This is a genomic window from Microtetraspora sp. NBRC 13810, from assembly GCF_030268685.1.
Classification (GTDB): domain Bacteria; phylum Actinomycetota; class Actinomycetes; order Streptosporangiales; family Streptosporangiaceae; genus BSRQ01.
Window position 1 is genome coordinate 132,547 of record NZ_BSRQ01000008.1, and the last position, 12,618, is coordinate 145,164.

13 protein-coding genes are annotated in these 12,618 nt (G+C 71.9%); 9 read left to right on the plus strand and 4 right to left on the minus strand.

Going from position 1 to position 12,618, the window contains the following annotated elements; translation table 11 throughout:
- Nucleotides 1–4: 4 nt before the first annotated feature.
- The gene (locus QSK26_RS17915) at nt 5–919 is read right to left on the minus strand and encodes a sugar kinase (RefSeq protein WP_285776299.1); all 915 of its coding nucleotides are present in this window, start codon (nt 917–919) and stop codon (nt 5–7) included.
- A 68-nt stretch (nt 920–987) separates the two neighbouring features.
- On the opposite strand from QSK26_RS17915, the gene QSK26_RS17920 reads away from it, so the two are divergent.
- The 8 genes from QSK26_RS17920 (at nt 988) to QSK26_RS17955 (ending at nt 8,212) form a co-directional block, all read left to right on the plus strand.
- On the plus strand, nt 988–1,173 hold the full coding sequence (locus tag QSK26_RS17920; RefSeq protein WP_285776300.1) for a tautomerase family protein: 186 nt from the start codon (nt 988–990) through the stop codon (nt 1,171–1,173).
- Between the two features lie 160 nt (nt 1,174–1,333).
- On the plus strand, nt 1,334–1,507 hold the full coding sequence (locus QSK26_RS17925) for a pectate lyase family protein (protein ID WP_285776301.1): 174 nt from the start codon (nt 1,334–1,336) through the stop codon (nt 1,505–1,507).
- A 154-nt stretch (nt 1,508–1,661) separates the two neighbouring features.
- Entirely contained in the window at nt 1,662–4,175 is a 2,514-nt protein-coding gene (locus QSK26_RS17930; protein ID WP_285776302.1) for a DNA translocase FtsK, read from the plus strand.
- A 78-nt stretch (nt 4,176–4,253) separates the two neighbouring features.
- Nucleotides 4,254–5,006 carry a helix-turn-helix domain-containing protein gene (locus QSK26_RS17935; RefSeq protein WP_285776303.1) on the plus strand — a complete coding sequence of 251 codons (753 nt, stop codon included), beginning with the start codon at nt 4,254–4,256 and terminating at the stop codon, nt 5,004–5,006.
- A gap of 106 nt (nt 5,007–5,112) precedes the next feature.
- Nucleotides 5,113–6,525 carry a 30S ribosomal protein S12 methylthiotransferase RimO gene (gene rimO / locus QSK26_RS17940; RefSeq protein WP_285776304.1) on the plus strand — a complete coding sequence of 471 codons (1,413 nt, stop codon included), beginning with the start codon at nt 5,113–5,115 and terminating at the stop codon, nt 6,523–6,525.
- Nucleotides 6,522–7,127, plus strand: a complete 606-nt coding sequence (gene pgsA / locus QSK26_RS17945; RefSeq protein ID WP_285776305.1) for a CDP-diacylglycerol--glycerol-3-phosphate 3-phosphatidyltransferase — start codon at nt 6,522–6,524, stop codon at nt 7,125–7,127. The genes rimO and pgsA overlap by 4 nt, the downstream gene beginning before the upstream one ends.
- Nucleotides 7,111–7,602, plus strand: coding sequence for a CinA family protein (locus QSK26_RS17950; RefSeq protein ID WP_285776306.1), 492 nt, complete (start codon nt 7,111–7,113; stop codon nt 7,600–7,602). Before pgsA ends, QSK26_RS17950 begins: the two co-directional genes overlap by 17 nt.
- Before the next feature lie 253 nt (nt 7,603–7,855).
- Nucleotides 7,856–8,212, plus strand: a complete 357-nt coding sequence (locus QSK26_RS17955; RefSeq protein WP_285776307.1) for a helix-turn-helix domain-containing protein — start codon at nt 7,856–7,858, stop codon at nt 8,210–8,212.
- Nucleotides 8,213–8,239: 27 nt separating this feature from the next.
- Here QSK26_RS17955 and QSK26_RS17960 read toward each other — a convergent pair whose 3' ends face one another.
- Together QSK26_RS17960 and QSK26_RS17965 are read right to left on the minus strand one after the other, a co-directional pair.
- Nucleotides 8,240–9,220: a DNA-formamidopyrimidine glycosylase family protein gene (locus QSK26_RS17960; RefSeq protein WP_285776308.1), complete on the minus strand. Its 981-nt coding sequence runs from the start codon at nt 9,218–9,220 to the stop codon at nt 8,240–8,242.
- 19 nt (nt 9,221–9,239) lie between these two features.
- Entirely contained in the window at nt 9,240–9,689 is a 450-nt protein-coding gene (locus tag QSK26_RS17965; protein ID WP_285776309.1) for an RrF2 family transcriptional regulator, read from the minus strand.
- Between the two features lie 263 nt (nt 9,690–9,952).
- Between QSK26_RS17965 and QSK26_RS17970 the strand changes: the two genes are divergently transcribed.
- Nucleotides 9,953–11,131 carry an ROK family transcriptional regulator gene (locus tag QSK26_RS17970; RefSeq protein ID WP_285776310.1) on the plus strand — a complete coding sequence of 393 codons (1,179 nt, stop codon included), beginning with the start codon at nt 9,953–9,955 and terminating at the stop codon, nt 11,129–11,131.
- 28 nt (nt 11,132–11,159) lie between these two features.
- Here QSK26_RS17970 and QSK26_RS17975 read toward each other — a convergent pair whose 3' ends face one another.
- A complete protein-coding gene (locus tag QSK26_RS17975; protein ID WP_285776311.1) occupies nt 11,160–12,614 on the minus strand; it encodes a glycoside hydrolase family 3 protein in 1,455 nt (484 codons plus the stop codon).
- Between the last annotated feature and the right edge of the window lie 4 nt (nt 12,615–12,618).

Genomic DNA, 12,618 nt, shown 5'->3' on the forward strand with positions numbered 1-12,618 from the left:
GCTCTCAGGCGATGAGCTGCTCGATCTCGGCCCTGTCGGCGACCCTGCCGGTGCCGCCCTGGCCGGCCAGGCTGACCGTGGCCGCGGCGGTGCCCGCGCGCACGGCCTCGGCCAGCGGCCGTCCCCGGGCCAGCCAGGCGGCCAGGGCGCCGGTCCAGTTGTCGCCCGCGCCGGTCTGGTCGACGATCAGCTCGGTCCGCATGGCCGGGATCGCCACCGGCTCGGCCTCGCCCTCGGCCAGCAGCACGCCGTGCTCGCCCATGGTCACGGCCACCGCCGCCGCGCCCAGGCGCAGGCAGGCGCGGGCCACCTCGCGCGGCTCGGTCTCCCCGAGCAGCGCGGAGCTGTCGCCGGGGCTGGAGATCTTGATCAGTGCGGCGTGCGGGGCGACCGCCGCCAGCGTCTCGCGCGCCTCCCGCGGGCCGGTGAGCCTGGCGCGGTAGTTGGGGTCGTAGACGACCCGCCCGGAGGCGGCCCGCGCGGCGTACGGCACGGCCTGCGCGCAGGTGGCGGAGATGGCCGCGGTGATGCCGCTGAGCACAACGACGCGGGCCTGCGCCAGCGGGGCGCGGTCCACGTCGGCGGGGGTCATCCTGGAGGCGGCGCTGCCGTACCGCATGTAGGAGAACGCCCGCTCGCCGGAGGGGTCGGCGCCGACCGCGTACGCCCCGGTGTGCCCTTCACCCCTGGCCATCCAGCCGGTCAGGACGCCGCGCTCGGCCGCGAAGGCGATGAGCCGCTCGCCGAACTCGTCATCGCCCACCCGGGTCACCAGGGCCACCTGCGCCCCGGCGGCTGCGGCGGCCACGGAGGCGTTCATTGCGTCGCCGGAGAACGACAGGCGGAACTGCTCCGCGTCGTTCAGCGACCGGTCGGCGGAGAACTCCACGAGCGGCTCGCCCAGCACCACGACGTCCACGAATCACTCCTTGTTCCATGTAGTGAAATATGGTGTTATGTCGTGCAACGATGCTAATGGAGGACATTATGCCTAACATCACCGTTGAAATGCTCTCCGGCCGGACGATGGACCAGCGCAGGGATTTCGTGGCCGCGGTGACGGAGGCCGCCGTGGACATCCTCAAGGCCAGGCGGGAGTCCGTCCGGATCGTCTTCTGGGAGATCGAGAAGTCCGACGTCGCCAACGGGGGCACCCTGGAGTCGGACAAATAGCACGGGGAAGCAAGCATTGGCGCGCCGCCCCCGCCTCCGGCGCCGACGCGGCGGTGGTCCGGGTCTCCGGCGCCATCAGCTGCTCCGGCATGATCGACATTGGCTCGAACAAGACCATCCCGGCAACTCCGGCGCGACCATCACCGGCTGCGGCCTCAACGTGTCCCGCGCGTCCAACGTGATCATCCGCAACCTGACCTTCAGGGGCTGGAACGACGACGCGATCAACGTGCAGTACTCCATCCGGGTGTGGATCGACCACAACACCCTCAGTGACGGCTACGAAGGCGCCGTCACAGCCTGGACACGCCCAGCTCGGTCAGGTCCGTCGTGACCGGCGGCGCGGGTGTGGGGAGGATCAGCCCCTGACCGGCGGATCCTCCGGCCGGCCTCTCACGTGGGGGTCGGCCGTTCGCTTTCGGCCCGGGATGTCCGCTCTTCGGCGTGTCACGTACCCCGCGGAGCGCCTCCCCCGTACCTTGGCCATCATGGCCACCCGTACGTCCAAGGGCACCCCCAAAGGCTCTCAGAGGGGGTCCGCGAAGCGCCCGGCACCTACGACGCGTGCGGCCCCCGCCAAGCGGGCTCCCGCGGCGCGAGGCAGGAGCACGCCGCCGCCGCGCGGCTCCGGCGCGCTGCACAAGGACCCGATCAGCATGGTCTTCACGCTGATCGCCAGGCTGATCGTCGGCGTGTGGCTGGTCTTCGCGCACGGCATCGGCGGAGTGGCGCGGGCCATCGGGCAGGGCGCGCGCGACCTGGACCCGGCCCACCGCCGCGACGGGCTCGGCTTCGCCGTCCTCGCGGGCGCCATCGTGCTCGCGGCCATGATCTGGCGGGAGACCAGGGGCGCCGTCGCGACCGTCGTCGACGCGGTGGTGCGCGGGGTCTTCGGCTCGCTGGCCTGGGCCGTGCCGATCCTGCTCGCGCTGCTCGCCTGGCGGCTGCTGCGGCACCCGGACCAGAACGACGACACGACGCGGATGAGCATCGGCTGGGGCGCGCTCGTGGTCGGCGTGCTCGGCGTGGTGCACGTGGCCAACGGCACGCCCTACCCGTCGGGCGGGCCCAACGACGGGATGAACCGGATCTCCGCGGCCGGCGGCATGATCGGGTTCATCGTCTCGGCGCCGCCGTCCAGCATCCTGCCCGCCTTCATCACGATTCCGTTGCTGCTCATCCTGTCCGGCTTCGGGGTGCTCGTCATCACGGCCACGCCCGTGCACCGGATCCCCGAGCGGCTCGCGGAGATCCAGCACATGCTCTTCAACAAGGGCGGGAGCCCGGACGGCGCCAAGCAGGCCGCGCCGAAGCGCAAACGGCGGGAGAAGAAGAAGGACGACGGCCTGCCCGAGCGGGAGGGCGAGCCGCCCTACGACACGCCGGTGCTCACCGACAAGCGGGAGGAGCACTCGCCGGAGATCGTGCCGGGCCTGATCCAGGAGGAGGAGCCGCCGGCCGCCGAGCGCAAGCCGGAGCCGCCCGCGCCCAGCCCGGCGCCGCGCAAGGTCGAGCAGCTCGTGCTGTCCCCGCAGGCGGGGCCGTACGCGCTGCCGGACCTGCAGACGCTGCGGCCGGGCACCGCGCCCAAGCCGCAGACCAAGGCCAACACGGTGGTGGTCAACGCGCTCACCAGCGTCATGGAACAGTTCGCGATCGACGCGCAGGTCATCGGGTTCACCCGGGGGCCGACGGTCACCCGGTACGAGATCGAGCTGGGCCCCGCGGTGAAGGTGGAGAAGGTCACCGCGCTCACCAAGAACATCGCCTACGCCGTCAAGTCGGCAGATGTCCGGATCCTGTCGCCTATTCCGGGTAAGTCGGCGATCGGGGTGGAGATCCCGAACACCGACAAGGACCTGGTCGCGCTCGGCGACGTGCTGCGCGCCCAGGTGGCTCAGGCGGACCACCACCCGATGATCGTCGGCCTCGGCAAGGACGTCGAGGGGCGCACGATCGTGGCCAACCTGGCCAAGATGCCGCACCTGCTCATCGCCGGCGCCACCGGCGCGGGCAAGTCGGTCTGCGTCAACGGCCTGATCAGCTCGATCCTCATGCGCGCGACCCCGGACGAGGTGCGCATGGTGCTGGTGGACCCCAAGCGGGTGGAGCTGTCGGTCTACGAGGGCATCCCGCACCTCATCACGCCGATCATCACCAACCCGAAGAAGGCCGCGGAAGCCCTGGAATGGGTCGTGGGCGAGATGGACCGCCGCTACGACGACCTGGCCGCCAGCGGCTTCCGGCACGTGGACGAGTTCAACAAGGCGGTGCGCGCGGGCAAGCTGGTGCCGCCGCCGGGCAGCGAGCGGGTCTACCAGCCCTACCCCTACCTGCTGGTCATCGTGGACGAGCTGGCCGACCTGATGATGGTCGCCCCGCGTGACGTGGAGGACTCCATCGTCCGCATCACCCAGCTCGCCCGCGCCGCCGGCATCCACCTGGTGATCGCCACCCAGCGCCCGTCGGTGGACGTGGTCACCGGCCTGATCAAGGCGAACGTCCCCTCGCGTCTCGCCTTCGCCACCTCCTCCCTCGCCGACTCCCGGGTCATCCTCGACCAGCCGGGCGCGGAGAAGCTGGTCGGCCAGGGCGACGCGCTCTTCCTGCCGATGGGCGCCAGCAAGCCCATGCGGTTGCAGAACGCGTTCGTCTCGGAGAAGGAGATCACCGAGATCGTCGCCCACTGCAAGAGCCAGATGCAGGCCGAGTACCGCGACGACGTGGCGGCGGCCGCGACCGCCAAGCGGGAGATCGACGAGGACATCGGCGACGACCTCGACCTCCTGATCCAGGCGGCCGAGCTGATCGTGACCACGCAGTTCGGCTCGACGTCGATGCTCCAGCGCAAGCTGCGGGTCGGCTTCGCCAAGGCCGGACGGCTCATGGACCTGCTCGAAAGCCGGAACGTCGTCGGCCCGAGCGAGGGCTCCAAGGCCCGCGAAGTGATCGTGAAACCGGACGATCTGCCCGGTCTCATAGCCGATCTGCGCGGCGAGTGACCCCCGCTGCACGCTCTGCGGTCAATTACTGATTGAATAGGACTCACTACGCAACGTCGGGGGGCGGGAGGCGTGGTTATGAATGTGCGTAGCGAGGGCATCGGGGCGACTCTGGCGGAGGCACGGCGAGCGGCCGGTCTCACGGTGAGCCAGTTGAGCGCACGGACACGGATCAGGGAGGCGCTCATCTATGCGATCGAGCGCGACGACCTCTCCCAGTGTGGCGGCGACTTCTATGCCAGAGGTCACGTCAGGAACATCGCGAAGGCGGTCGGGCTCGACCCGGACGCCACGGTCGCGCGATACGACGAGATACAGGGCGGCGTGCCGGGACCGGTGCGCGCGGCCAAGGTCTTCCAGGCAGACAATCCCATCAAACTACGCGAGCGGCGTTCACCCAACTGGTCGATGGCGCTGCTGGTCGCGCTGGCCATCGTGGTGATCTTCGGCATCGTCCGGGTCATGGGCGGCGAAGGCGAGCGCTCGGCCGACGTACGGCAGCGGCCGGGGGCTCCCTCGGCCGGACAGAGTGCACCTCCCCGGCCCGCGGCGGCGGCGCCGGCCGGGCAGGCGAGCATGGTCGAGGTGAGCGTCAGGACCACGGCGCCGTCCTGGCTCAGGGTGGTGGACGCCAAGGGACGCCGCCTGTTCACCGGCACCCTGCCGGCGGGCAAGACGTCGACGTGGAAGGCACGGGACAAGGTCCGAATCGTTATCGGCAACGCGGGCGGGGTCACGCTCAAGGTCAACGGAAAGGACCTCGGTGTGCCGGGAGCCCCGGGAGAGACGGTGCGCCGCTCCTTCGGGCCCGGTGCTCCGAAGCCGCGGTGACCCCGGGATGAGGCACGGTTTCGGGAGTGTTTCCCACCCTGGCGAGCCTGAGAGGGTGGGGGAGTGGGGCGGGTAGTGGCCAACTCCCGATACCGTAGTGTTCACCATGTCATCCCGCCGAACCGCATCGCTGATCACACTGGGCTGCGCGCGCAACGAGGTCGACTCCGAAGAGCTCGCCGCGCGACTTGAGGCTGCCGGTTGGCAGCTGGGGGACGACGATCCCGACGTGATCGTCGTCAATACCTGCGGCTTCATCGAATCGGCGAAGAAAGACTCCATCGACACCCTGCTCGCCGCCGCCGACTCGGGGGCAAAGGTGATCGCCGCAGGGTGCATGGCCGAGCGTTACGGCGACCAGCTCGCCGACGCGCTGCCCGAGGCCGCGGCCGTCCTGTCCTTCGACGACTACGCCGAGATCGGCGACCGTCTGGACGACGTGGTCGAGGGCAGGCCGCTCGTGCCGCACAGCCCGCGGGACCGGCGGCTGCTGCTGCCGATCTCGCCGGTCGAGCGCGGCGCTGCGCCGAAGGTCTCCGTGCCCGGGCACGGAGACCTGCCCGAGGGGCTGGCTCCGGCCAGCGGGCCGCGCGCGCCGCTGCGCAGGCGCCTGGGCACCGGCCCGGTCGCCTCGCTCAAGCTGGCCTCCGGCTGCGACCGGCGCTGCTCCTTCTGCGCCATCCCGGCCTTCCGCGGCGCCTATCTGTCCCGCCCGCCGCAGGAGCTGGTGGACGAGGCGGCCTGGCTGGCCGGCCAGGGCGTCCGCGAGCTGGTCCTGGTGAGCGAGAACTCCACGTCCTACGGCAAGGATCTCGGCGATCTGCGGGCCCTGGAGAAGCTGCTGCCCTCGCTGGCCGCGGTCGACGGGATCCAGCGGGTGCGCGCGAGCTACCTCCAGCCGGCCGAGCTGCGCCCCGGGCTGCTGTCGGCCATCGCCGGCACCGAGGGCGTGGCGCCCTACTTCGACCTGTCCTTCCAGCACGCCAGCGGCGGCGTGCTGCGCAGGATGCGCCGGTTCGGCGACCCGAGCCGCTTCCTGGAGCTGCTGGAGCGCATCCGCGCCGAGGCGCCGGACGCGGGCGTGCGGTCCAACTTCATCGTGGGCTTCCCCGGCGAGACCGAGGAGGAGTTCGCCGAGCTGGTCGGCTTCCTCGAAGAGGCGAGACTCGACGTGATCGGCGTGTTCGGCTACTCCGACGAGGAGGGCACCGAGGCCGCCTCCTTCGACGGCAAGCTCGACCAGGAGGTCGTCGACGCGCGGGTGGCCGCCCTCACCGAGCTGGCCGAGGAGCTGACCGCCCAGCGGGCCGAGGAGCGCATCGGAGCCGAGGTGGAGGTCCTCATCGAGGAGGACCTCGGCGACGGCGGCTACGAGGGCCGTGCGGCCCACCAGGGCCCCGAGGTCGACGGGTCGGTGACGGTCCAGGGCATCGGGCTGGTCCCCGGCCAGATCGTCCGCGCCGTGGTGATGGACGCCGAGGGCGTCGACCTGATCGCCCGGATCAAGGCCGGTCCATGACAGAGCCGCCAGGCACGACCTCGTCGGCGAAGGGCCGTGGCGTCAGCCCTTGGAACATCGCCAACGTGCTGACCGTCGTCCGCCTGGTGCTGGTGCCGTTCTTCGTGGCGTTCCTCTTCCTGCCGGGCGACGGCTGGCGGGCGACGGCGCTGGTGGTCTTCGTGCTGGCCTCGCTGACCGACCTGCTCGACGGCGAGCTGGCCCGCCGCTACGGCCTGGTGACCGACTTCGGGAAGATCGCCGACCCGATCGCGGACAAGGCGCTGATGGGCGCCGCCCTGGTGAGCCTGTCGATCCTGGGCGAGGTGCCCTGGTGGGTGACGCTCGTCATCCTGGTCAGGGAGATCGGCATCACCGTGCTGCGCTTCGCGGTGATCAGGCACGGCGTCATACCCGCCAGCTACGGCGGCAAGGTCAAGACCGTGCTGCAGATCCTCGCGATCGGCCTGTTCATCCTGCCCGGCGTGCCGGACCCGGTGCGCTGGGTCGTGATGGGCCTGGCGCTGGCGGTCACGGTGGTCACCGGCGTCGACTACGTGATCCGGGCGATCCGGCTGCGCCAGGTGGCCAGGAGGGCACGGGCGGGTGACGACCGAGGCTGAGGTGCTTGCGCTACTGGTGGGCCAGGGTGCGACGGTCGCCGTCGCCGAGTCGCTCACCGGCGGCCTGCTGGGCGCGGCGCTGACAGCCGTGCCGGGCGCCTCGGCGGCCTTCAGGGGCGGCGTCATCTCCTACGCCACGGAGCTCAAGGAGGGCCTGCTGGGCGTCCCCGGCGACCTCCTGGCCCGCGAGGGAGCCGTGCACCCCGAGGTGGCGGCCGCCATGGCGACCGGAGTGCGCAACCTCACACACGCCACGTACGGCGTCGCCGTGACGGGGGTGGCCGGTCCGGAGCCGCAGGACGGCCGCCCGGTGGGCACGGTCCACGTGGCCGTGAGCGGACCCGGCGGCCACGTCTGGCACAGGAATGTCCGCTTGGATGGATCACGCGATCAGATCCGGGTAAAGACGGTAAAAGAGGCGGTTGATCTATTACACGGCGTGCTGGAGGCGAACATGAGGGAACATTTCGGGTGATTACCGTGTTACGTCCCCAGCGAACATGCTCACCGCGGTCTGCCGCGCTGTCGGTGGATGCGGGTACGGTGGAGCTGTGAGTGAGGTCCGTAAGCCATCGGCGAAAAGCGAATACAGCGGGAGCCCGGCCGGCGGGCCCACGAGAACGGTGATGACGGCGAGGAGCATGCACGAAGGTAGGTCGAAGGATGGGCGGCACGAACCGATCGCGCGGGGTGTGATGAAGGCTTCCGCGCCGGGGAGGGAGCGACAGATGGTCTTGCTGCGTCAGCTGCTCGGTGACGTGTTGCGGCGGCTGAGGGTGCGGCAGGGCCGCACTCTGAGAGAAGTGTCCACTTTGGCGCGCGTCTCACTCGGATACCTGTCCGAGGTGGAGCGCGGTCAGAAGGAGGCGTCTTCGGAGTTGCTCGCGTCGATCTGTGGTGCGCTTGGGGTTCCCCTGTCCCAGGTGCTTCGTGAGGTGTCCGACCAGTTCGCGCTCGCCGAGCTCCAGGCGGCCCCCGTGCTGGCCGACGTGCCGGAGCGCGAGCGCCTGCCCATGACGGAGACGGTCCCGGGCACGATCGGCGACACCGTTTTCCCCGAGGTCAAGGACATGGTCGCGGCCTGAGGTCGCGGCCCACGGCAAGACGGCCCGTCAGGCCGGCTGGCAGCTGGGACACCAGTAGATCAGCCGCTCCTGAGACGGCCGCCCGCCACGTGTGTCCTTGACGGGGTCCTGGTGCGGAGTGCGCCGCATGCCGCCCCGGACACCAGCGCGTGACTCTTCGGATGACCGTGACTCATCCGGCCGTGACTCCTCCCGTGACTCCTCGGATGACGAAGGCCGCTGACCGCTGCGCGGCCACCCATGCTCGGACGGGCCGACCCCGCCGAGCGACCCGGTCCTGATCCGGGTGCCGCACCGGTGGCAGGAGCGCCCCGGCCTGCCGTAAACCCACGTGCTCCGGCCCGGCCGCGCGTCGCCGGTGGTCACGATGCCCGCCCTGTCCCGGTTCGCCGTCAGGAGACGATGGGCGAGGTCCACCACTTTGCCGAGAGATGCCGCGTCCTTGAAGGCGCCCACCGGCCGCCACGGCGACACCCCGGCCAGGAAGAGCGTCTCGGCGCGGTAGATGGTGCCGATCCCGGCGAGGTTGCGCTGGTCGAGCAGCGCCACGCCGATCGTCTCGGCCGGAGCTCCCGACAGCCGGCGCACCGCCTCGGCGAGATCCCAGTCCGGGCCGAGCAGATCAGGCCCCAGATGGCCGACGACGCGGTCCTCCTCGGCGGTGGGCAGCAGATCCACCACGCCGAGCCGTACGCCGGCCGCGAGCCACTCGGCGTTGGCCAGGATAAGCCTGATCGCGTCGGTCCTCAGATCACCCGCGGGGAGCCGCGCGCCCGCGGGGAGCACCCGCCAGGAGCCGTCCATCCGCAGGTGCGTGTGCACGGTGAGGCCGCCTTCCACCCGGGTGAGCAGGTGCTTGCCCCTGGACACGGTCTCGTGCACGCCGCGGCCGGTCAGGTCGGCGCTCGCGTGACGCGGCACCCGGAAGTCCGACCGGGTCAGCACCCGCCCGTCGAGCGCCCGGCGCAGGCGCCGGGCGGTCCGGTAGACCGCGTCCCCCTCGGGCATGGCGCGACGCCCGGCGGGGTCAGTCCCAGGCCGCGGGGTCGGCGGCGAGCTTGCGGACGCGGTCGGGCAGGGTGCCGGAGGCGACGCTGTCGAGTGTGACCTCCTCCAGGATGGCGCGCTCGCTGGCGCGCAGCGCGATCCACACCTCCTGCAGCGACTCGGCGGCGCCGCGGTAGCCGACGTGCTCGGGGCGCTCGCCCCGCACGTTGGCCAGCGGGCCGTCGACGGCGCGGATGACGTCGGCGAGCGAGATCTCACCCGCCGGGCGGGCCAGGACGTATCCACCCTCTGGGCCACGCTGGCCGCGCACGAGCCCTGCTCGGCGCATCTGGAGCAGGATGTTCTCCAGATACTTGGGTGGCATGTCCTGCTCTTTGGCCAGCTCACCCACGGTGGTCGGGCCGTCACCCGCGGCGGCGAGCTCGGCGGCGGCACGAAGGGCGTAGTCGACTCGAGCGGATAGGCGCATGTTGTCAATTATCCCGCCTGGCCAACAGTGGTTAGGCGCGTGGTCACGCAACTCACGCCGGAAGTCCCGCCGCCGCGGTGCTCCCACCTCGGCGGATCGGCGTGGCAGAGTGGGAAGGCCGTGCTCAGGGGCTGCCCGGACGGGGCGTTCGGGGCCGGGAAGCCCTTCGGCCGGGGGCTAAACTCTCAAGAAGCTTTATTGACGGTTCTCCCCGCTAACCTGGTGGGAAAACGGCGGGCGGACGGCGACGGAGAGCAGTGGGTATGGAGCGACGTCCCGGGGTGCCCCGGTTGCTGAGAGAGATCAACGACCGGGCGGCCCTGGAGCTTCTGCTCGCCTCCGGCCCGCTCACCCGCGGCCAGATCGGGGAGCTCACCGGTCTGTCCAAGGTCACCGCGTCCCAGACGCTGGCCAGGCTGGAGGAGCGCGGCCTCGTCGAGGTGGTCGGCGAGCAGGGCGGCGGCCGGGGTCCCAACGCCGCCCTCTACGCCGTCGTCGCCTCCTCGGCCTACGTGGCCGGGCTCGACGTCGAGCCGGAGCTGGTCACGGCCGCCGTCGCCGACATCAACGGTGAGATCGCCGCCGAGGTGACCATCGACCCGAGCGGCCACGACGACCCGATCGCCGCCGTGCACACCGCGCTGGTCAAGGCGTGCCGGTCGGCCAGGGTCGCCATGGGCAAGCTGCGCGGCGTCGTCATCGGCACGCCCGGCGTGGTGGACCCGCGCAGCGGCGACGTGCGGTACTCCTTCGACCTGCCGGGCTGGCACGAGGGCATGCACCAGTCGCTCGCCGCCGACCTGCGGCACGAGGTCGTGATCGAGAACGACGTCAACCTCGCGGCCCTCGCCGAGCACGCGGCGGGCGCCGCCAAGGGGGCCGACGACTTCGTCCTGGTCTGGGTGGGCCGCGGACTCGGTCTCGCGATCATGCTGGGCGGGCGGCTGTACCGCGGGCGTTCGGGCAGCGCGGGGGAGATCGGCTGGCTGCCGGTGCCCGGCGTCCCGCTGGCCGAGGACGTGCGGGCCCTCCCCGGCAAGCCGCCCTCGCTCGCCGGCGGCCTGGCCGCGCTGGTCAGCATGAAGGCGGTGACCGAGTTGGCCGGGAGCTACGGCTTCACCGGGGCGAGCAAGGCCGAGGGCGTGGCCGCCGCGGTCAAGGCGGGCGCCGCGGGGGAGCCCCTGCTGGACGAGATCGCCGCACGGCTGGCGCTCGGCGTGGCCTCGGTGTGCGTGGTGCTCGACCCGGGCACGGTGGTGCTCGCCGGCGAGGTGAGCCGCGCGGGCGGGGCCGCGCTCTCCTCACGGGTGGAGGAGGCGGTGGCCCGGATCTGCCCGGTGCGGCCCCAGGTGGTGGTCAGCGAGGTGACCGGCAACCCGGTGCTGCGCGGCGCCGTGCTGGCCGCCCTGGACCGGGCCCGCGAGGAGGTCTTCTCCTCCTGAGCGGCACCCGGTCCAGGGGGGGCGGGGTTCAGGCGGTCAGCAGTTCGGCGGCGGCCTGGGCGTTCGCGCGGGCGGCGCCGTACGTGGCGATGTACGCGGCGGACGGCGGGCGCCAGATGGGCAGGCCCATCTCCACCACGGTGGCGTCCGGACGCTCGGCCAGCAGCGCGGACACGAACGTACGGCCGGCCTCGTGGCGGTGGGCGTCCTTGACCACGATGACCAGGGACCTGCCCGTGGCACGGGCCAGCAGGGACTCGGCGAGGCCGCCGTCAGGCTTGACCCGCAGAATCTCGGCGGTGGGCAGCCAGGGGGCGAACCCCCAGGGCACCTCGCCCACCGCGATCGTCGGCGGCGTCTCCACCTCCAGCACCAGCGGGTTCACCAGCGGCGCCCTGCCGCCGCGCAGGCTGATCGCGCGACGCGCGGCGGTCAGGCCCACCTCGGCGGAGACGGCGGTGCCGTCGTGCGGTCCGGCGAGCCACTCGTGCAGCCGGGCGGTGCGTTCGGCCGCCTGCTCCAGGCGGGCCAGCGGCAGCCGCCCGGCCCGCACCGCCTCGACGACCCCGTCGATGATCCCCCTGATGTCGTCGTGGGTCGGCAACGGGCCGAGGCAGAGCAGGTCGGAACCGGCGGCGAGGGACAGCACGGCGCCCTCGACCAGGCCGACGCTCTTGGTGATCGCGTGCATGTCCAGCGCGTCGGTGATCACCACGCCGTCGAAACCGAGCTCGCCCCGCAACAGCTCGGTCAGGGCGGCCGGGGAGAGGGTGGCCGGGGCGGTGCCGGTGAGCGCGGGCACCCGGACGTGCGCGGTCATGATCGACTTGGTGCCCGCCTCGATGGCGGCCCGGAAGGGCGCCAGCTCGCGGTCGTGCAGCAGGCCGAGGTCGACGTCCACCAGCGGGATCTCCAGGTGGGAGTCCTGCCGGGTGGCGCCGTGGCCGGGGAAGTGCTTGACGCACGCGGCCACGCCGGTCGACTGGAGCCCCTCCACGGCCGCGACGGTGTGCCTGGCGACCAGCGCGGCGTCGTCGCCGAACGCGCGGGTGCCGATCACCGGGTTGTCGTCGGCGGTGTTCACGTCGGCGTCCGGCGCCATGTCCAGGTTGACGCCGCAGCGCCGCAGCTCGCCGCCGATCGAGTGGTAGACCGCGCGGGTGAGCAGCACGTCGTCCACCACGCCGAGCGCGGCGTTGCCCGGGTAGGGGCTGCCGGCGTGGTAGGCGATGCGGGTGACGTCGCCGCCCTCCTCGTCCAGCGAGACGATCAGGTCGCCCGCCGTGCCGAGCTTGCCGGTGAGCGCGGCGAGCTGGCCGGCGTCGGCCACGTTGAAACCGAAGAGGGTGACGCCGCCGAGGCCGTCCTCCACCTCGCGCAGGATCCAGTCCGGGGCGGTGGTACCGCGGAAGGCGGCCAGCAGGGTGCCCGCCGCGAGACGGCGCAGTCCCCGATCGCCGGAGACCGGGGGAAGATCGAGCATGGCT